This window comes from Pseudomonas yamanorum, assembly GCF_900105735.1.
Classification (GTDB): Bacteria; Pseudomonadota; Gammaproteobacteria; order Pseudomonadales; family Pseudomonadaceae; genus Aquipseudomonas; species Aquipseudomonas yamanorum.
This window is the reverse complement of the sequence record NZ_LT629793.1, coordinates 3,123,139-3,142,644: the sequence shown is the minus strand read 5'-3', so window position 1 is coordinate 3,142,644 and position 19,506 is coordinate 3,123,139. Positions and strand designations below refer to the sequence as shown.

Annotated in this window: 18 protein-coding genes; 5 read left to right on the top strand and 13 right to left on the bottom strand. The window is 61.1% G+C overall.

The features are described from left to right. Positions 1-18: 18 nt before the first annotated feature. The 11 genes from BLU46_RS14900 to BLU46_RS14850 form a co-directional block, all read right to left on the bottom strand. Positions 19-663, bottom strand: coding sequence for a methionine ABC transporter permease (locus BLU46_RS14900; RefSeq protein ID WP_003211840.1), 645 nt, complete (start codon positions 661-663; stop codon positions 19-21). Beyond that, complete coding sequence (locus BLU46_RS14895; RefSeq protein WP_093202943.1) at positions 653-1,771, bottom strand: methionine ABC transporter ATP-binding protein; 1,119 nt, start codon at positions 1,769-1,771, stop codon at positions 653-655. Before BLU46_RS14895 ends, BLU46_RS14900 begins: the two co-directional genes overlap by 11 nt. Then, positions 1,768-2,583, bottom strand: coding sequence for a MetQ/NlpA family ABC transporter substrate-binding protein (locus tag BLU46_RS14890; protein WP_093202939.1), 816 nt, complete (start codon positions 2,581-2,583; stop codon positions 1,768-1,770). Before BLU46_RS14890 ends, BLU46_RS14895 begins: the two co-directional genes overlap by 4 nt. Positions 2,584-2,724: 141 nt before the next feature. Further along, positions 2,725-4,077: an LLM class flavin-dependent oxidoreductase gene (locus tag BLU46_RS14885; protein ID WP_093202936.1), complete on the bottom strand. Its 1,353-nt coding sequence runs from the start codon at positions 4,075-4,077 to the stop codon at positions 2,725-2,727. Beyond that, the gene (locus BLU46_RS14880) at positions 4,077-5,270 is read right to left on the bottom strand and encodes an SfnB family sulfur acquisition oxidoreductase (RefSeq protein ID WP_093202933.1); all 1,194 of its coding nucleotides are present in this window, start codon (positions 5,268-5,270) and stop codon (positions 4,077-4,079) included. The genes BLU46_RS14885 and BLU46_RS14880 overlap by 1 nt, the downstream gene beginning before the upstream one ends. 23 nt (positions 5,271-5,293) lie before the next feature. Next, positions 5,294-6,535 (bottom strand): SfnB family sulfur acquisition oxidoreductase, encoded by a 1,242-nt coding sequence (locus BLU46_RS14875; protein WP_093202923.1) that lies wholly within the window; start codon positions 6,533-6,535, stop codon positions 5,294-5,296. 183 nt (positions 6,536-6,718) lie between these two features. Continuing rightward, positions 6,719-7,504: a hypothetical protein gene (locus BLU46_RS14870; RefSeq protein WP_093202916.1), complete on the bottom strand. Its 786-nt coding sequence runs from the start codon at positions 7,502-7,504 to the stop codon at positions 6,719-6,721. 337 nt (positions 7,505-7,841) lie between these two features. Continuing rightward, positions 7,842-8,588: an L-cystine ABC transporter ATP-binding protein TcyN gene (tcyN, locus tag BLU46_RS14865; RefSeq protein WP_093202912.1), complete on the bottom strand. Its 747-nt coding sequence runs from the start codon at positions 8,586-8,588 to the stop codon at positions 7,842-7,844. 3 nt (positions 8,589-8,591) lie between these two features. Next, positions 8,592-9,257: a cystine ABC transporter permease gene (gene tcyL, locus BLU46_RS14860; RefSeq protein WP_063033597.1), complete on the bottom strand. Its 666-nt coding sequence runs from the start codon at positions 9,255-9,257 to the stop codon at positions 8,592-8,594. Beyond that, complete coding sequence (gene tcyJ / locus BLU46_RS14855; RefSeq protein ID WP_063033596.1) at positions 9,257-10,051, bottom strand: cystine ABC transporter substrate-binding protein; 795 nt, start codon at positions 10,049-10,051, stop codon at positions 9,257-9,259. Before tcyJ ends, tcyL begins: the two co-directional genes overlap by 1 nt. A gap of 231 nt (positions 10,052-10,282) precedes the next feature. Next, positions 10,283-11,275, bottom strand: a complete 993-nt coding sequence (locus BLU46_RS14850) for a D-cysteine desulfhydrase (RefSeq protein WP_063033595.1) — start codon at positions 11,273-11,275, stop codon at positions 10,283-10,285. Between the two features lie 166 nt (positions 11,276-11,441). Here BLU46_RS14850 and epsC point away from each other — a divergent pair, with 166 nt between their 5' ends. Together epsC and betT are read left to right on the top strand one after the other, a co-directional pair. Next, entirely contained in the window at positions 11,442-12,368 is a 927-nt protein-coding gene (gene epsC, locus BLU46_RS14845; RefSeq protein ID WP_010168915.1) for a serine O-acetyltransferase EpsC, read from the top strand. Between the two features lie 422 nt (positions 12,369-12,790). Continuing rightward, positions 12,791-14,752, top strand: coding sequence for a choline transporter BetT (gene betT, locus BLU46_RS14840; RefSeq protein WP_172834588.1), 1,962 nt, complete (start codon positions 12,791-12,793; stop codon positions 14,750-14,752). A 3-nt stretch (positions 14,753-14,755) separates the two neighbouring features. Here the strand turns inward: betT and BLU46_RS14835 are convergent, their stop codons facing one another. Further along, the gene (locus BLU46_RS14835) at positions 14,756-15,004 is read right to left on the bottom strand and encodes a hypothetical protein (RefSeq protein WP_093202903.1); all 249 of its coding nucleotides are present in this window, start codon (positions 15,002-15,004) and stop codon (positions 14,756-14,758) included. Positions 15,005-15,116: 112 nt separating this feature from the next. Next, positions 15,117-15,848 carry an SDR family oxidoreductase gene (locus BLU46_RS14830; protein WP_008435807.1) on the bottom strand — a complete coding sequence of 244 codons (732 nt, stop codon included), beginning with the start codon at positions 15,846-15,848 and terminating at the stop codon, positions 15,117-15,119. A gap of 119 nt (positions 15,849-15,967) precedes the next feature. Between BLU46_RS14830 and BLU46_RS14825 the strand changes: the two genes are divergently transcribed. From BLU46_RS14825 to mgrA, 3 genes are all read left to right on the top strand, one after another. Continuing rightward, complete coding sequence (locus BLU46_RS14825) at positions 15,968-16,858, top strand: LysR family transcriptional regulator (RefSeq protein ID WP_093202899.1); 891 nt, start codon at positions 15,968-15,970, stop codon at positions 16,856-16,858. 161 nt (positions 16,859-17,019) lie between these two features. Then, complete coding sequence (locus tag BLU46_RS14820) at positions 17,020-18,348, top strand: OprD family outer membrane porin (protein ID WP_093202895.1); 1,329 nt, start codon at positions 17,020-17,022, stop codon at positions 18,346-18,348. 107 nt (positions 18,349-18,455) lie between these two features. Beyond that, positions 18,456-19,493 carry an L-glyceraldehyde 3-phosphate reductase gene (mgrA, locus tag BLU46_RS14815; protein ID WP_003211877.1) on the top strand — a complete coding sequence of 346 codons (1,038 nt, stop codon included), beginning with the start codon at positions 18,456-18,458 and terminating at the stop codon, positions 19,491-19,493. Positions 19,494-19,506 lie beyond the last annotated feature (13 nt).

The following is a 19,506-nucleotide window of genomic DNA, read 5'->3' as shown; positions in this document are numbered from 1 at the left end:
AGATGGCCCGACTATACCTCACCTCTTGTTCAGAACCCTGGCCAACCGATCGCCGCCCAACTGAATCACGGCTACCAGGATCACCAGAAGCACAATCACGGTGAGCATGATCTGCGTGTCAAAACGCTGATAGCCATAGCGATAGGCAATATCCCCCAGCCCGCCGGCGCCAATTGCCCCGGCCATGGCCGAGGAGTTGATCATCGTCACCAGGGTAATCGTGAACCCGCCAACAATCCCCGGCAGCGCTTCCGGCAGCAGCACATGCCAGACGATATGCCAGCGCCGGCAACCCATGGCTTGGGCCGCCTCGATCAAGCCGTGATCGACTTCGCGCAAGCTGACTTCGGCGATCCGCGCAAAGAACGGCGTGGCTGCGATCGTCAACGGCACCACCGCCGCCCATACGCCATAGGTGGTGCCGACGATCAGCCGGGTGAACGGGATCAGCGCCACCATCAGAATCAAAAATGGAATCGAGCGGAACAGGTTAACGAACGCCCCCAGCACCCGGTTCAACGCTGGTGCCTGATAGATGCCGCCCTTGTCGCTGGTCACCAGGAACACCGCCAGCGGAATCCCCACCAGCAGCGCGATCAGCGATGACACACCGACCATCAACAGCGTGTCGATGGCGCCCTGCAATAAACGATCAAACCACATAGCCCAGCACCTCCACCTGTTGTGCCCAGCGCCCGGCGCGGGCGCGCAGTTCTTCGGCGGTCAGGGCCGAGCCGCTCACCGCCAGCAGCAATTGCCCCAAGGCATGCCCCTGGATACGCTCCACGCCGCCTTGCAGCAAACGCACGCGCCCGCCGAGGGCGCTGAACAATGCCGCCAGGTCTGGTTCGTCTTCGGCACTCCCGGTCAGTTGCAAGCGCAGCACCACGGCAGCGTCCTTGGACGCCGGATTGGCCTGCAAACGGCTTTGCAACTCTTCAGGCAAGCCGTGTTGCAGCGGCGCCAGCAGGGTTTTGCTGACGTCGTGCTGCGGGTTGCCAAACACTTCCCACACCGGGCCTTGCTCGACCACGTGGCCGTGTTCCAGCACAACGACGCGGTCGCAGATTTCGCGAATCACGGCCATTTCGTGGGTGATCAACACGATGGTCAGGCCCAGGCGTTTGTTGATCTCCCGCAGCAGGCCGAGGATGGATTGGGTGGTCTCCGGGTCGAGCGCCGAAGTGGCTTCATCGCACAACAGAATCTGTGGGTCATGCACCAGCGAACGGGCGATGCCCACCCGCTGTTTTTGCCCGCCGGACAGCTGCGCCGGATAGGCCTTGTGCTTGTCCTGCAAACCCACCAACTCCAGCAGCTCGCGCACCTTTTTCTCGCGCTGCTCTTTGGGCACACCCGCGACTTTCAGCGGCAATTCGACGTTCTGCCACACAGTCTTGGCCGACATCAGGTTGAAGTGCTGGAAAATCATGCCGATGCGTCGACGCAGGGCTACCAGGCGGTCTTCGTCGAAGTCACCGATGTCGACCTGGTCAATCAACACCCGGCCGCTGCTCGGTTGTTCCAGGCGGTTGATGGTGCGGATCAGCGACGACTTGCCGGCGCCGCTGCGGCCGATGATGCCGAAGACTTCGCCGCGCTGGATCGCCAGGTCGATGCCTTGCAGGGCGGGCACGGATTGGCCGTCATAGGTCTTGCCCAGGTTGATAAAGCGCACGTGCGCGCGGTTCAGGTCAGGGTGCAGTTCTGTCTGCTCGGCGTCCCTGGGTGGCAAGCCCAGGTCGCGCAGTTGAGAGTGGGCGGCGGTCATTTTTTATCTTCCCAGCCCACTTGGTAGAGCTTGCCAAGGGATTTATCCAACGCGGCGCGCACCACCGGCGAGTGCTGGTAGATGTCGACGAACTTGATCACACGCGGGTCGGTTTTGCTCTTGGGCTGTATCACGAACTGGATCACGTATTCCGGGTGGTCGAGGCCGTCGAACAGCAGCGCCGACTCGGCATCGAAGGTCTTGGACAGGCGGATATACGCCGGGTAGCCCTGCACCAGGTCGGCGTCGTCATAGGCGCGCACCAGTTGCACGGCTTCCACTTGCAGGATCTTGATCTTCTTCGGGTTGGTGATGATGTCTTCTTCAGTGGCCTTGTAGCCCACGCCCGGCTTGAGGGAGATCAAGCCGGCCTTGGCCAGCAGTTGCAGGCCCCGACCGCTGTTGATCGGGTCGTTGGCAATCGCCACGCTGGCGCCCTGGGGCAGGTCGTTGATGCTTTTGTACTTCTTCGAATACAGGCCGACGTTGTTGATGATCCCCGGGGCGAACGGCACCAGGTCAAACCCGGCGGCGGCCTTGGCGTTTTCCAGGAACGGGATGTGCTGGAAGTAGTTCACGTCGATATCGCCCGCTGCCAGGCTGACGTTGGGTGCGATCCAGTCGGTGAACTCCACCAGCTCGACTTTCAAACCCTGTTTGCCGGCCTCTTCGACGGCGGCTTCCAGGGGAATCGCGAATGCGGCGGTGGTACCGACCTTCAACGGTGCGTCAGCGGCAAACACCGCCGAGCTGAAGAGTCCGAGGGCGAGGGCCAGTGCTTTGACTGGGTGGCTGAGCAATGTTTTTTTCATCGTGGATTTCCAGTCATAAGGTATTTGTGTGAGCAACTCGGTCAACTGTGGGAGCTGGCTTGCCTGCGATAGCGGTGGGTCAGCGACATTTCTTCAACTGACACTCCGCAATCGCAGGCAAGCCAGCTCCCACATTTTGGTTCAGTGTCGGTAGGTGGAGCCGGTGTGTTGTTCGGGCAGGTGCGCTGAGTGGTGGAACACTTTTTCCCGCAGCGTCCCGGTGTCATACGCGGTCTTGTACGAGCCCCGGCGCTGCAACTCCGGCACCACCAGTTCGATAAAGTCGACGTAGCTTTCCGGGGTGACGATGCGCGTCAGGTTGAAGCCATCCAGGCCGGTTTCGCTGATCCATGATTCAAGTTCATCCGCCACCTGTGCCGGCGAGCCCACCAGGGTGATGTAGCGGCCGCCGAGGGCGTGCTGCTCCAGTAATTTGCGCCGGGTCCAGTCGTTGTTTTGCAGGTTTTTGGTCGCGGACTGGATGGCGTTGCTCTTCACGTACTGGATCGGTTCATCGATTTCGTACTGGGAAAAATCAATCGCGGTGGATGCCGAGAAATGCGCCACGCCGGCTTCCGCACTGGCGTAGCTCAGGTACTCGGCGTGCTTGGCCCATGCGGCTTCTTCGGTGGCGCCGACAATCACGTTCAGCCCCATGAACACCTTGATGTCGTCCGGGTTACGCCCGGCTTCCACGGCGCTGGCGCGCACCTTGTCCACCTGGGTTTTGGTCGAGGCCTTGTTCTGCCCGCTGATGAATACGCACTCGGCATGACGCCCGGCGAACAGCAAGCCACGGTCCGAACTGCCCGCCTGGAACAGCACCGGCGTGCGCTGCGGCGACGGCTCGCACAGGTGATAACCCTCCACCTGATAGAACTCGCCCTTGTGCTCGACCTTGTGCACCTTCTCCGGCTGGGCATACACCCGCGCCTGCGGATCGTTGATCACCGCGTCGTTTTCCCAACTGCCTTCCCAGAGTTTGTAGAGCACTTCCAGGTATTCGTCGGCCTGGTCGTAGCGCCGGTCATGCTCGACCTGCTCGGTCAGGCCCATGGCCTTGGCGGCACTGTCCAGATAGCCGGTGACGATGTTCCAGCCCACCCGGCCACGGCTCAGGTGGTCGAGGGTCGACATGCGCCGGGCGAACAGATACGGCGGTTCGTAGGTGAGGTTGGCGGTCAGGCCGAAGCCGAGGTTTTTGGTCACCGCCGCCATGGCCGAGACCAGCAGCAACGGGTCGTTGACCGGCAGCTGGATAGACTCTTTGAGCGGCACATCCACCGAATTCTGGTAGACGTCGTACACCCCGACGATGTCGGCGATGAACAGCCCGTCGAACAGTCCGCGCTCCAGCAGCTGTGCCAGTTCGGTCCAGTATTCGAGGGTCTTGTATTGAGTCGAAGTGTCCCGTGGATGGGTCCACAGGCCATGGTTGATGTGCCCGATGCAGTTCATGTTGAAGGCATTGAGCAGGATCTTTTTCTTGGCCATCAGATAGTCCCCCGCAGTGGCGGGTTTTCATCGTTGAGGTAGTAATTGCCCACAGCAAAGTACTTCCAGCGCACCGGGTCGTGCAGGGTGTGCACCCGAGCGTTGCGCCAGTGGCGGTCCAGACCGTGTTCGGCGAGGGTGGCCTGGCTGCCCGCGAGTTCGAACAGGGTGCTGCCGGCGGCCAAGGAAATCTCGGTGCTGAGGGCGCGTACTTCGGCGACTGCGATGGATGCGGCCGCGACGGTGTCGGCATTGCTGTCGGCCTGGGCACGGTCGAGGAATTCACCGGAGCGCTCCAGCAGGGCTTCTGTGGCGTGCAGGCGGATGCTCAAGTGGCCGAAGCTTTTCAGGGTCAGCGGGTCTTCGGTGGCCTTGTCGCTGGTGGCGTCGATCCATGGCCGGGTCTTGGTGCGCACGAAGTGCAGCGCATCTTCATAGGCCGCACGGGCGATGCCGGTGTCGATGGCGGCGTGAAGGATCTGCGCCAGCGGGCCGACGGTGGTCGGGCGTTCGAAGGCGCTCTGGAACGGAATCACGTCCTGGGCCGCGACCCACACGTTATCGAACACCACCGAACCGCTACCGGTGGTGCGCTGGCCGAAGCCGCTCCAGTCGTCGATCACAGTCAGGCCCTGGCTGTCACGGGTGACAAAGGCCAGTTGCTGCACGCCGTTTTCGTCCACTACAGACGTGGGAATGCGTTGGGCGTAGATCGCACCGGTCGAGTAGAACTTGCGACCGGTGATACGGAAACCGTCACCGTCGCGGGTGATTTTCGTGATGCGGTCGTGGGCGGTCTTGGTGCCCAGCTCCGCCAGGGCATTGCCGAAGCGCTGGCCGGCGAGGACTTCGGCGTACAGGCGTTTTTGCTGCGCCGGGCTGCCATTTACCCGCAGTACTTCGAGGGCATAAAAGTGGTTCTGCGGGATCTGCCCCAAGGATGCATCCGCTTGGGCAATCAGTGCCGTGACCTTGGCCAGGGTCACGTTGGAAACGCCGGCACCGCCGAATTCCTTGGGTACGCTGATGCCCCACAGGCCGGAGCGGGAAAACACGTCCAGTTCGGGCAGGGGCAAGCGGCGTTCGCGGTCACGCAAGGCGCTGTCGCGGCGGAAGTCTTCGGCCAGGTCGCTGGCGACAATAAGGGCTTGTTCATCGCTGGTAATAACCGCGACGTGATGAGAAAGAGTCATAGGTTTCTCCAGAGGTCTGGTCGTTAAATCCAGGAATGCCGGGCAGGCAAAGTGCCGTTCAGGTGATAGGCGCCCACCGCGTGATATTTCCAGCGCACCGGGTCGTGCAGGGTGTGCACCCGGGCGTTGCGCCAGTGACGGTCGAGGTTGAATTCGGCGAGGGTCGCGCGGCTGCCGGCCAGTTCGAACAGCTTTTCGCTGGCAAGCAAGGAAATCTCGGTGGTCAGCACCTTGGCTTCGGCCACGGCAATCGAGGCGCGTGCGGCTGACTGCGCGGTGATCGGTGCGGCACTGACTTGATCCAGCACCTGGCCGGCCTTGCGCAGCAGGGCTTCAGCGGCGTGCAGTTCGATCTTCAGCTTGCCGATATCGGCGATCACATACAGGTCATCGCTGGCCCGCTCGACCTTGGCGTCGATCCATGGCCGGGAGCGTTCGCGTACAAAGCTGATGGTGTCTTCGAGAGCACCACGGGCGATGCCGGCATCGATGGCCGCCTGGATCAATTGCGAAACGGCGCCCTGGATACCCGGCGCTTCGCCGAGGCGCCACGTCTCCACCACCAGTTCGGCGTCCACCGCCACCTGATCGAGAAGCACTGTGCCGCTGGCCGTGGTGCGTTGGCCAAAGCCTGACCAGTCATCGACGATACGCAGGCCTTCGGTGCCACGGCGCACGAACGCCATGACGACTTTGCCTTCATCGTCCAATGCCTTGACCGCCACCCAGTGGGCGAATAGCGCGCCGGTGGAATAAAACTTCTGGCCACTGATGACGTAGCCGTCGCCTTCGGCAGTGATGCGTGCCTTGAGGTCCAGGGTGTTTTTGGTGCCGCGTTCCGGGCCGCCGTTGCCGATGCGCCAGCCGTCCAGCACGCTCTGGAACAGCTGCTTTTTCTGGCGCTCGCTGGCCGCACCTTGCAGCACGTGCAGGATGCCGAAATGGTTCTGCGGGATTTGCCCCAGCGCCGGGTCGGCCGCACTGATGATCGCGAACACTTCCGCCAGGGTCACAAAGGACACTTGCGGGCCGCCGTACTCACGGGGAATGGAAATACTGCCCAGGCCACTGCGGGTGAAGTGTTCGATTTCAGCCCAAGGCAGTTTGCGTTGCTGATCGCGCTTGGCCGCTTGCAGGCGCGCAGCCTGTGCCAGCTCATGAGCCGCGCTCAGTGCCTCGGCGTCGTTGCGCAGCACCTTGGCGGGCAACAACAGCGGGGCGACGTCCAGATCACTCTGGGGGGGTGTTTGTGCCAAGTTAGACATCAGCGCCGCTCCTTGGCTGCACGCAATGCCCTGGCGTTACGCACCGGGGTAATTTTGACCATACCTACCTCACATCCGTTGAAAAGATAAAAAATCAGGAATGTCCGGTGGTCCGGTGCATATACCCTAAGCGTGTTAAATTTTTTAATAAACTAACTTTTAGGAATATGCATAGAAGGTCTGTCACCCGGGCTCACAGGGTGAACCGGGGCGGCGGGGTTGGTAGACCAGCGCAGGCTTGGCGGGGCTGGTCGGGGCCTTGGGAGCGTACGTAGCGATGCGCAGGGTGCGGGCTGGCGCCCAGCGTGAATTATTGCCGACCCGGTCGAGAATGCAGTAAGTGACTTCGAGGCGATGGTCGTCCCCGGCCTCGACGATGACCGACGATGGCACCCACACCTGCACGGCCTTGCCGACATCGCTGGCCTGGATTTTGGGCAGGTCCAGGCGTACGTCACCCCAGCGCAGCGTGATCTCGTCGTCGGTCGCCATGTTCAGGTACGGCTCGATGGTGAGAGGCACGCCTCGGCGAATCTGGCTGCTGTTGACGCCATGGCGGCGGATGGTTTCGGGCAGGCTGACGGCGGCCAGGTTCTGGTTTTCGTCAATGCTCAGTGCGCAGGGCCGGCCGCCGGGGTAATCGGTCTTGATCTGTATCCGAGTGATGGCTGAGCGCGCCGAGTCGCGTCCGACTTGCATGACCCGGTAATGAATCCGCGCCGGGCCATTTTGCACAAAGCTTTCCGGCACCCGCAGGCTGGTGGACATGCCGATTTTGCCGGCGGTGACACGCCGTGAGGCGGCAAAGCAGTTGTTCCAGAACAACTCGATCAGGTCGCCTTCATCCATGCCGCAGTAAGGCGCGATATCGACTTGCAAGTTTGTCGCGGCGAGGGCATTGATGCCTTCTCGATTGGCCTGGGGCAAGGTCGGGGCAGTGAGCAGCGCCTGAGTGGAAATACGCTTCATAAATAATCTCCTTGATGCAGCCAGCAGCCATCGCTCCGGACATTAAGCGCGGGCAGGCGGCGTAGTCCGAAAGGAACGACTTAATGAAAAACCGGAATGGATCCAATTATCTGGGTTCTAGATAAGAGGCTTGGTTAGTTGGCGTCAAGAGGCTGGGCGGGGCAAACAGGGGGTTATGGAATATTCAGAAGGGTCTTACTGGCGGGGCGCTGCAAGTGTGTGTTTCAAGGTGACTTTTACCCAATGAATAAAGGGCTTTTCCCAAAAAACGCCTAAGAGGCGAGTTGCCTTTCGGCAACTCTATAAAGCGAAGTTTCTTACACTTGATAGGCGCAAGTTAGTTGTTGATGAACTTGCTGAGAAACTGCCGGGTACGTTCTTCTTTCGGGTTGGCAAACAGTGCCTTTGCATCGCCTTGTTCAACAATTACGCCCTTGTCGAAGAAGATCACGCGATTGGCAACATCCCGCGCAAAACTCATCTCGTGGGTCACGATGACCATGGTGCGGTTTTCTTCCGCAAGGCTACGGATGGTCGCCAGCACTTCGCCTACCAGTTCCGGGTCCAGGGCCGAGGTGGGTTCATCGAACAGGATCACCTCCGGTTCCATCGCCAAGGCCCGGGCAATGGCTACCCGTTGCTGCTGGCCGCCGGACAGGCGCCGTGGGTAGGCGTCTTCCTTGCCCGCCAGGCCGACCCTGGCCAACAGCTTGCGGCCGAGGGCGTCTGCGGCGCCCCGGGGCATCTTCTTGACCACGATCGGGCCTTCGATGACGTTCTCCAGGGCGGTGCGATGCGGGAACAGGTTGAAGTTCTGGAACACAAAACCGACGTGCTGGCGCAGGCGCCGCACCAGGCCTTGCTGTTGATTGAGCGGGCGGCTGCTGTCGATCTCGATGTCACCGACCTTGATCCGGCCACTGGTAGGTTCTTCGAGGAAATTCAGGCAGCGCAAGAAGGTGGTCTTGCCGGAACCGCTGGGGCCGATGATGGCGACGACTTCGCCTTCCTTGACCTCAAGGTCGATCCCGTTAAGCACCACCTGACCCTTGAATTGTTTGGTCAGTTTTTCAACCACGATCATGCTTCAAGACTCCAGGTCATGCCGGTTGACTCGTGCTTCCAGGCGGTTTTGCACGTGCGCCAGAACGCTGGCAAGAATCCAGTAGATCAAGGCGGCGGACAGATACATGGTGAAAATTTCGAAGGTACGGGCCGAGACCAATTGCGCCTGGCGGAACAGTTCCGGCACCTGGATGGTGGCGGCCAGGGCGGTGTCCTTGACCAGGGAAATAAAGCTGTTGCCCAACGGCGGCAAGGCCGTGCGCATGGCCTGCGGCAGGATGGCCCGGCGCAGGGTCTGCGCACGGGTCATCCCGATACTGGCCGCAGCTTCCCACTGGCCGCGCTCGATGGAACCGATGGCGGCACGCAGGATTTCACAGGCGTAAGCGGCCATGTTCAGCGAGAAGCCGATCATGGCCGCCGGGATAGGATCCAGCTCGATGCCCACTTGCGGCAAGCCGTAGTAGATCAGGAACAGCTGTACCAGCAAGGGCGTGCCGCGAAAGAACGACACGTAGACGCGGGCGGTCCAGCTCAACAGCTTGAAGCGCGACAGGCGCATCAAGGCCAGGCCGAAGCCCAGCAGCAAGCCGAAAAACATCCCGCCAAGGCTAAGAATGACCGTGTAATACGCGCCCTTGAGCAGAAAGGGCGCGGAGTCCAGCGCGAGTTGGAAACCTGCTTCCATTATTGAGTAACGTCAGCGTTGAAGTACTTCTCGGACAGCTTCTTCAAGGTACCGTCGGCGCGCAGTTCGTCGAGGGCCTTGTTCACCGCAGCCAGCAGTTCAGGCTCGCCTTTGCGCAGGGCAATACCGGCTTCCTGACGGGAGAAAGCAGCACCTGCAGCGGCGGTGTCCTTGGCTTTCTTGGCGTATTCCAGCGCCGCCAGGCGGTCGATCAGAATCGCGTCGACACGGCCGATGCGCAGGTCCTGGAACTTGGTGGGGTCATCGTTATAGGTTTTGACGATGGCTTTCGGTTGGTTTTCCTTGAGCCATTGTTCGTAGTTGGTGCCCAGGCCCACACCGATCTTCTTGCCGGCCAGGTCGTCGGCGGTCTTGATGGTGTCGGCGTTTTTCGCCAGGGTCAGCGCCTGGATACCGGAGACGGTATACGGCTTGGAGAAGTCGTACTTTTCCTTGCGCGCGTCGGAGATGGTCACCTGGTTGACGACCGCGTCCAGGCGCTTGGATTCCAGGGCGGCGAGGATGCCATCCCACGGTGTGGCTTGCAGCTTGACCTTGACGCCGAGTTTCTGGGCCAGGGCTTCAGACAACTCGACCTCGAAACCGCTGAGCTTGCCGCTTTCATCGACGAAGCTGAACGGTGGGTAGGTGCCTTCCAGGCCAATCTTGATTTCGCCGGCTTTCTTGATGTTGTCCAACTGCTCGCCGGCAACTGCCTGACCGAGCCACCCGGCGCCAAGCGCCAGCCCCAACGTACCAACCAGTAACGTGCGACGGAATACGGAAATAGTCATGAAGAGCCCCTGTGTTTTTTATGTTGAGCGATGCAGGTGACGCGGTAGTCGTATCCTGCCTTAAAAGCGCCGTGTGTGGGAGCCGGGCTTGCCCGCGATTGCATCAACTCGGTGTTTTGGATCTGCCCAGTCATGCGTATCGCCATCAAGCTCGCCTACGGCGCGACTATAAAGCCGGTTTTTAAGACTTGAAAATAATATAAAATCAGATTGATATTTCTTTATGGAATATCAAAAGCTCGAATCATAAGCAAACAAGGCGGGTGCGCCACCGGTGTGCAGGAAGATGATCGGCCCCTCTTCAAAGCGCTGCCGGCCAATGCCATCCAGCAACCCGGCCATGGCTTTGCCCGTGTAGACCGGGTCCAGCAGCAGGCCTTCCTGGCTCGCCACCAGCTTGATCGCCGCCAGCGTGCCGGCACTCGGCTCGCCATAACGGGGGGCGAAGTACTCGTCCCACAGGATCACCTTGAACGCGTCGGGCACCGGCACGCCGAGCAATTCGGCCGTACGTTCGGCCAAGCCTTGCACCTTGGGGCGCTGGGCTTCGTCGGTGCGGGACACTGTGACGCCAATCACTTGCAGGTCCGGAAGTACTTCGGCCAGTGCCAGGGCCAGCCCGCTGTGGGTGCCGGCGCTGCCGGAGGCCAGGACCACGGTGGAGAACGGGATGCCGCTGGCTTCAATCTGCCCGGCCAGCTCCAGCCCGGCGCGCACATAACCCAGGGCACCGAGGGCGTTGGAGCCGCCGATGGGCACCAGGTACGGCTTCTTGCCGTTGCTGCGCAGGCGGTCGGCGAGGGCGTTGAGTTGGTCGTCGACGTTATCCAGGTTTTCTACCAGCTCGACCTTGGCGTCGAACAGTTCCAGCAACAGGCGGTTGCCGTTGGCCAGGTAGTTGGGGTCATCGGTGCCTGTCGGGTTTTCCAGCAGGGCGACGCAGCCCAGGCCCAGCTTGGCGGCCAGTGCGGCGGTTTGACGTACATGGTTGGACTGGATCGCGCCGGCGGTCACCAGGGTGTCGGCACCCTGGGCCAGGGCGTCGGCGGCGAGGTATTCGAGTTTGCGCAGCTTGTTGCCGCCCATCGCCAGTGGTGTGGTGTCGTCACGTTTGACGTAGACGTCACGCCCCAGCCAGGCCGACAGCCGTTCGAGTTTTTCCAGGGCGGTGGCGCCGCCCAGCAGTTCCAGACGGTTAAAGCGGTCGAGCTGTTGTTTGATCATGGCTACGCACGGTTGGTCAGAGATGCTGGGACTATAGGCAGGCACTTTTGCGTCGGCAACCGCCAATCGCTTATGTGGACGGGTTATTAGCATTGCACTATTGGTTCTTAAGGACGCTCAGGTGCCTTGCCGTAAAGTGGTGGGCATTTCGTCAGGAGTGAAGACCGTGAGTGAGCGTTCCAGTCATTGGCAATTACAGACCATCGTCAGCCAGCTGCGCAGCGCCCGGGACCAGTGGCGCACCCGCAATGGCCGGGTCAGCGGCGAGCAGGGTGGGCGCGAGCTGCCTTCACGGGAAGCCGTGGCGCAGATTCTCGAGGCGTTGTGTGGTGCGCTGTTCCCCATGCGTTTGGGGCCGGTGGACCTGCGTGAAGAAAGTGAAGACTTCTACGTCGGCCATACCCTGGATGTGGCGCTGAACGCGCTGCTCGCCCAGGCGCGACTGGAGCTGCGGTATGCCGCACGGCAAGGCGGCCAGGATGACAGTGAGGTGGACGCCCATGCCATCCACCTGATCCAGGATTTCGCCCTGGCATTGCCAGCCTTGCGCAGCCTGTTGGACACCGACGTACTCGCCGCCTACCACGGCGACCCGGCGGCGCGCAGCGTGGATGAAGTGCTGTTGTGCTACCCGGGGATTCTGGCGGTGATTCACCATCGCCTGGCGCACCACTTGTATCGGGCGGGCTTGCCGTTGCTGGCGCGGATCAGTGCGGAAATCGCGCACTCTGCGACCGGGATTGATATCCACCCGGGCGCGCAGATCGGCCCGAGCTTCTTCATCGACCACGGGACAGGTGTGGTGATTGGCGAGACGGCGATCATCGGCGAGCGGGTGCGTATCTATCAAGCCGTGACCTTGGGCGCCAAGCGCTTCCCGGCGGATGAAGATGGGCAGTTGCAGAAGGGCCATCCGCGGCATCCGATTGTCGAGGATGATGTGGTGATCTACGCCGGGGCGACGATTCTGGGGCGGATTACCATTGGCAAGGGTTCGACCATTGGCGGCAACGTGTGGCTGACGCGGAGCGTGCCGGCGGGGGCGAACCTGACCCAGGCGAATTTGCAGCATGATGATGGGACGCAGAAGTAAATCCCCTCTCTCAAGATCACACAGATCAAATGTGGGAGCTGGCTTGCCTGCGATAGCGGTGTATCAGCAACAGATGTCTGGCTGACCCACCGCTATCGCAGGCAAGCCAGCTCCCACAATGGATCGCATTCCAGTCTCGGCCAGTATTTCCCTCAGCTATCGCTGAACGTTTCGTCATCCCCATACGTCATACCTTTCCTTGAGCTAGTGTAGGAAACACCTACCACTCGGCCCTGCGATTAGTCCTCAAACCCCTATCCATGTTTAACTTGACTGTTCGTTCAAGTTAAATCGGTGGTTCGCTGCCCGCTCACAACAGGAGGCTTACCTTTGCTGAGTCCGTTTTTTACAGCCACATCCCACACCCTTGAGGTGCGCCCTTCATGAGTGCATCGTCCACACCTTCCAGCGGTCTGGTCCGCATGAACCCGCCGGTGTTTTACTTCGCCGCGAGCTTAATCCTGCTGTTCGGCCTGACTGTCATCGCAATTCCCGAACAAGCCGGCGCCTGGCTGCTGGCCGCACAAAACTGGGCGGCCAATACGGTCGGCTGGTACTACATGCTGGCGATGACCCTGTATCTGGTCTTCGTGGTGGTCACCGCGTTATCGGGCTACGGCAAGATCAAACTCGGTGCCGACCACGACGAGCCCGAATTCAGTTACCTGTCCTGGGCCGGCATGCTGTTCGCCGCGGGGATCAGCATCACGCTGTTTTTCTTTTGCGTTTCCGAACCGTTGACTCACCTGGTGCAACCGCCCCAGGGCGAAGCGCTGAACGGTGACGCCGCGCGCCAGGCCATGCAGATTCTGTTTCTGCACTGGGGCCTGCATGGCTGGGGCGTGTTCGCCTTCGTCGGCATGGCCCTGGCCTACTTCGCCTACCGGCATAACCTGCCGCTGGCGTTGCGCTCGGCGCTGTACCCGCTGATTGGCAAGCGCATCAACGGCCCGATCGGTTATGCAGTGGACGGCTTTGGCATCATCGCCACGGTGTTCGGCCTCGGCGCCGACATGGGCTTTGGCGTGTTGCACCTCAACTCCGGGCTGGACTACTTGTTCGGCGTGGCCCACACCCAGTGGATCCAGGTCGGCCTCATCACCTTGATGATGGGCGCGGCGATCCTGGTGGCTGTCTCCGGTGTCGATAAAGGCGTGCGGGTGATGTCCGACATCAACATGCTGCTGGCCTGCGCGCTGCTGCTGTTCGTGTTGTTCGCCGGGCCCACCCAGCACTTGCTCAACACCCTGATCCAGAACATCGGCGACTACCTTGGCGCCTTGCCGACCAAGAGTTTCGACCTCTACGCCTACGACAAACCGAGCGACTGGCTGGGTGGCTGGACCGTGTTTTATTGGGCCTGGTGGATCGCATGGTCGCCGTTCGTGGGCCTGTTCATCGCGCGTATTTCCCGCGGCCGCACCATCCGTGAGTTCGTGTTCGGCGTGCTGTTGATCCCGCTGGGCTTCACCCTGGCGTGGATGTCGATCTTCGGCAACAGCGCCATCGACCAGGTGCTCAACCACGGCCTCACGGCGCTCGGTCAGTCGGCCATCGATGATCCGTCGATGAGCCTCTACCTGCTGCTGGAAACCTACCCGTGGAGCAAGACGGTCATTGCGGTCACCGTATTCATCAGCTTCGTGTTCTTCGTCACCTCGGCCGACTCCGGCACCGTGGTGCTCTCGACCTTGTCGGCCAAAGGCGGCAACGCCGATGAAGACGGGCCGAAGTGGCTGCGGGTGTTCTGGGGCGCGATGACCGCGTTGGTGACCAGCGCGCTGCTGTTTGCCGGCAGCATCGATTCGCTCAAGTCTGCCGTGGTCTTGACCTCGCTGCCGTTCTCGATGATTTTGCTGCTGATGATGTGGGGGCTGCACAAGGCGTTCTACCTTGAGTCGCAGAAACAGATTGCGCAGATGCACTCCCTCGCGCCGGTGTCGGGCTCACGCAAGGGCACGGGCGGTTGGCGCCAGCGTTTGAGCCAGGCGGTGCACTTCCCGTCACGGGATGAGGTGTACCGTTTCCTCGAGACCACGGTGCGTCCGGCGATCGAAGAAGTGACGGCCGTATTTGTCGAAAAAGGCCTCAACGTCGTCACCCAGCCTGACCCGTCCAACGACAGCGTCAGCCTGGAAATCGGCCACGGCGAACAGCATCCGTTCGTGTATCAGGTGCAGATGCGCGGCTATTTCACCCCGTCATTCGCACGGGGCGGCATGGGTTCCAAGCAGCTCAACAACCGCCGCTACTACCGGGCGGAAGTGCACTTGAGTGAGGGCAGCCAGGACTACGACCTGGTGGGCTACACCAAGGAGCAGATCATCAACGACATCCTCGACCAGTACGAACGGCATATGCAGTTCCTGCACCTGGTTCGTTAAGGCTCAGGCCCTGATAAACAGGGCCAGTGCCACCAACGGCGCACCGAATACCCCACTGCCGATCACCAGCTCCGAGACCAGGGGCTGGCCGGCAGTGACCACACCTGCCGCGCCGTTCACCACCGACACCACCAGCCAGATCCCGACAAAGCTGTAGGCCAGAATGTGCCGGCTGACGCCCAGCTTTTGGCCGATGAACAGCATCAGCGCGAGGAGGATCAGGCCGCAGGTGATGACGAGGGCGGTGTGCATATCTGAAGTCTCCTGATACCCGCTGATTTTCCGTGAACACCAAACCTGTGGCGAGGGAGCAAGCTCCCTCGCCACAATATTAGTGCGTCGTAGAGTGAGTGTTGTGTGGTCGTCAGACCAAACCACCATTGGCCCGCAGGATTTGCCCGTTCACCCAACCACCGGCCGGGCTCACCAGGAACGCCACCACGCGGGCGATATCTTCCGGTTGGCCCAGGCGTTCCAGCGGCGCCATCTTGGCCAGGCCCTGGATCTGCTCTTCGCTTTTGCCATGCAGGAACAGTTCGGTCGCCACCGGGCCCGGGGCAACGGCGTTGACGGTGATGCGCCGGCCGCGCATTTCCTTGGCGAACACCTGGGTCAGGGATTCCACCGCCGCCTTGCTGGCGATGTACACCGCATAACCGGGGAAGTTGAGGCCGACGGTGCTGCTGGAGAAATTGACGATGCGCCCGCCGTCGTTCAGGCGGGTGGCGGCTTCACGCAGGGCGTTGAAGGTGCCGCGGGTATGGATGTCGAAGTTCTGGTTGTAGAGCTCATCGCTGTGTTGGGCCAGCGGCAGCACCTTGAGAATCCCGGCGTTGTTGATCAGCACATCAACCTTGCCCAGCTGGGCTTCGGTCTCGTCGAACAGGCGCTTGACGTCGGCGGCGCTGGCTACGTCGCCCTGGATCGCTATGGCTTGGTGGCCGGCCTGGCGCAACTCCACTACCAGCCTTGACGCTTCGGTGGCGCTGTTGGCGTAGTTGATGGCGACGGCATAACCGTCGGCAGCCAGTTGTCTGGCAACCACGGCGCCGATGCCGCGTGAGGCGCCGGTAACGATAGCAACTTGGGTAGTCATGATCTGGTTTCCTTGGGGGAGTGGTTGGGTGTGGAAGCAGATTCACATGTTTACCCAGGCCGATAAATGCGCCAGAGTTGCCTTGACTGTTCAAGAATCGCCAACAATGGAGACGCGCCGTGGACCAGGTCAAAGCGATGAAAGTGTTCGTGAGGATTTACGAACGCAGCAGCTTCACGCTGGCGGCCGATGACCTGAACCTGCCGCGTGCCACCCTGACCCACACCCTCAACCAGTTCGAGTCCTGGCTCGGCACGCGCCTGCTGGAGCGCAGCACCCGCCGCGTCCGCCCGACCCTTGATGGCGAGGCCTATTACCTGCGCTGTGTGCAACTGCTGGCGGAGCTGGAAGAGGCGGAACTGGCCTTCCGCTCGGTGGCCCCCAAGGGCCGCCTGCGGGTGGATTTGCACGGCACTCTGGCCAAGTACTTCGTGATCCCGGCGCTGCCGCAATTCATGGCGCGCTACCCGGAAATCGAGCTGTCCATCAGCGAGGCGGACCGCTTCGTCGACCTGATCGCCGAAGGCGTGGATTGTGTGCTGCGGGCGGGCACCCTGGGGGATTCGGCGTTGATCGGCAGGCGTGTCGCGACGCTGCGCCAGGTGACCTGCGCGAGCCCGGCCTACCTGCGCAAATACGGCGAGCCGAAGCGCCTCGCCGACCTGGGCGAGCACCGTGCGGTGAACTATGTTTCACGCACCACCGCGAAGCTGTTCCCCTTCGAATTCATGGTCGACGGCCAGGTGCAGGAAGTGACGATCGAAGGGGCGCTGTCGGTGTTCGGCGCAGAGATTTATTCCGCCAGCGCAGTCGCCGGACTGGGCATTATCCAGTGCCCGCACTACCGCATCGCCGAGCTGATTAACCAGGGCGTGATGCAGGAAATCCTCACCGATACACCGCCGCCGCCCATGCCGGTTTCGGTGCTCTACCCGCAAAATCGACACATGTCGCCGAGGGTGCGGGTGTTCGTCGATTGGCTCGCTGAAATCTTCGCCACCGCCCGCTAACCCCCGTCGTTACTGGGTTTCTTAAATTTAATTTCATCCGGGTAAAGGGTGTTTTGACTCCGAACTGTCACATGGCCATCGCCTAATTGTGTGAAGCGTTTGACGCTTTCATTTCAGAACAGTGACGGAGACCGGTACCAATGAAGACGTTATTAAGCCCCATGGTGGGTGCCGCCATGGCGAGCTTTATGCTGTCCGCCCACGCCGATTTTATCGATGACAGCCACGCCGACGTGACCCTGCTCAACCGCTACCTCAATCAGCAGGGGCGGGATGTGGTGAACAGCAATAACAAGGCCCACAGCATCCGCGATTGGGGCCAGGGTTTTGAGTTCAACTTCAAGTCCGGCTACACCGATGGCCCGGTGGGCTTTGGTCTGGACTTGCAGGCGTTCTACGGTTTGAAACTGGACTCCGGTGGCGACCTCAATGACAAGGATCACCAGGGCCGCTACCCCGGCAGCATGTTCCCGCTGGATAACGGCAAGTCCGCCGACCAGTTCGGCGTGCTCAGCCCGACCTTCAAGATGCGCTTCGCCCAGGATGAGTTGCGCGTCGGCACGCTGTACGGCAACAACCCGGTACTGGCCAACACCGACGGCCGCCTGTACCAGCAGACCAACACTGGCGTGCAGTTGGTTTCCAAGGACTTGACCGACTTCACCTTTACCGCCGGTGACATCCTCAAGACCAAGATCCGCAACGAAACCGGCGACCAGGGCATGATCACCGCCGGCGGCACCAAAGAGAGCGATCGCTTCCTCTACGGCGGCGCGGACTACAAAGGTTTGCCGGACACCACCGTCAGCCTGTGGTACTCCAACCTTGAGGATTACTACCAGCAGTTCTTCCTCGGTGCCAAGCGCCATGACGCCTTGCCTGTCGGCGCGATCGACACCGACGTGCGCCTGTACCGCAGCCTGGGTGTGGGTGAAAACGCGGCGGGCGACAAAGACTATTCCGCTGCGGGTCTCTACGGCGATGGCACCTCCAAGGGTCGCATCAACCAGTCCACCGTCAGCCTGCTGGAAAGCTACAGCCTGGACGGCCATACCGTCGGCCTGGGCATCCAGAAAAACAGCGGCGACAGCGACTTCCCGTACCTGGATTCCGGCCTGAACAGCGGTGCCAGCAACCAGGGCCCGGGCTCGGGTGCCGACACCCCGGCACTCACCAACATGCAACTGAACAAGTTCCAGCATGCCGGCGAGCGCACCTGGCTGGCGCAGTACAAATATGACTTCGGCAAACTCGGCCTTAACGGCCTGACCTTCGCCACGTCCTACGCACACGGTGATGACATTCGCACGACCCAAGGCACTACCAGTGAATGGGAACGTAACGTCACCTTGGCTTACCAGGTGCCCACCGGCACCCTCAAAGGCCTGGGTGTGACATGGCGAAATGCCCACGCCAGCCCGGATATCACCGGTGCCACCGTGCAAGATGAAAACCGCTTCTATGTGAGCTACGTCGTTCCACTCTGGTAGGAAATTGCTGTACAAAGAGCGAGCACCTTAAGCGATTCAGCTGCTTAAAAGGCTTGGGAATATCGTTATTCCCAGGCCTTATTTGCTCTAAGACCAGAGAGGATTCGATGACTTACATTGCTGCCGAAAACCGCTATGAATCTATTCCTTACCGCCGCGTAGGTCGCAGCGGACTGGTGCTGCCGGCACTGTCCCTGGGGCTGTGGCACAACTTTGGCGACAGCACCCCGATCGACACCCAGCGCGCCTTGCTGCGCACGGCGTTCGACCTGGGTATCAACCACTTCGACCTGGCCAACAACTACGGCCCCCCGTACGGCAGCGCCGAGATCAACTTCGGTCGTTTGCTGCGGGAAGACTTCAAGCATTACCGCGATGAACTGATCATCTCCAGCAAGGCGGGCTGGGACATGTGGCCGGGCCCTTATGGCCAGGGCGGCGGTTCGCGCAAGTACGTGCTGGCGAGCCTCGACCAGAGCCTGCAACGCCTGGGCGTCGACTACGTGGACATCTTCTACTCCCACCGTTTTGATGCCGACACCCCGCTGGAAGAAACCGCCAGCGCACTGGCCACCGCCGTGCAACAGGGCAAGGCGTTGTACATCGGGATCTCGTCCTACTCCGGCGTGAAAACCCGGGAAATTGCGGCGCTGCTCCAGGAGTGGAAAGTCCCGCTGCTGATCCACCAGCCGGCCTACAACCTGCTCAACCGCTGGGTGGAAAAAGACCTGCTGGACGTCACCGAAGAACTCGGTGCCGGGGTGATCGCGTTCACGCCATTGGCCCAGGGCCTGCTGACCGACAAATACCTCAACGGCGTACCGGCGGATGCGCGGGTCAATCGTCCGGGGGGTGGTTCGTTGCAGGCCAAGCACTTGTCCGAGGCCAACATCGCCCACGCCCGCGCGCTGAATGAAATTGCCAAGCGCCGTGGCCAGAGCCTGGCGCAGATGGCGTTGGCGTGGACGTTGCGTGATCCACGGGTCACCAGCGCCCTGATCGGCGCGAGCCGGCCGGAGCAGATCATTGAAAACGTCGGGGCGTTGCAGAACCTGAGCTTCAGCGCGCAGGAACTGGCGGAGATTGATCGGTTTGCCCAGGAAGGCGGGATTAACTTGTGGGAAAAGCCGTCTACGGCTGAATAAGCGGTAGAGCCTG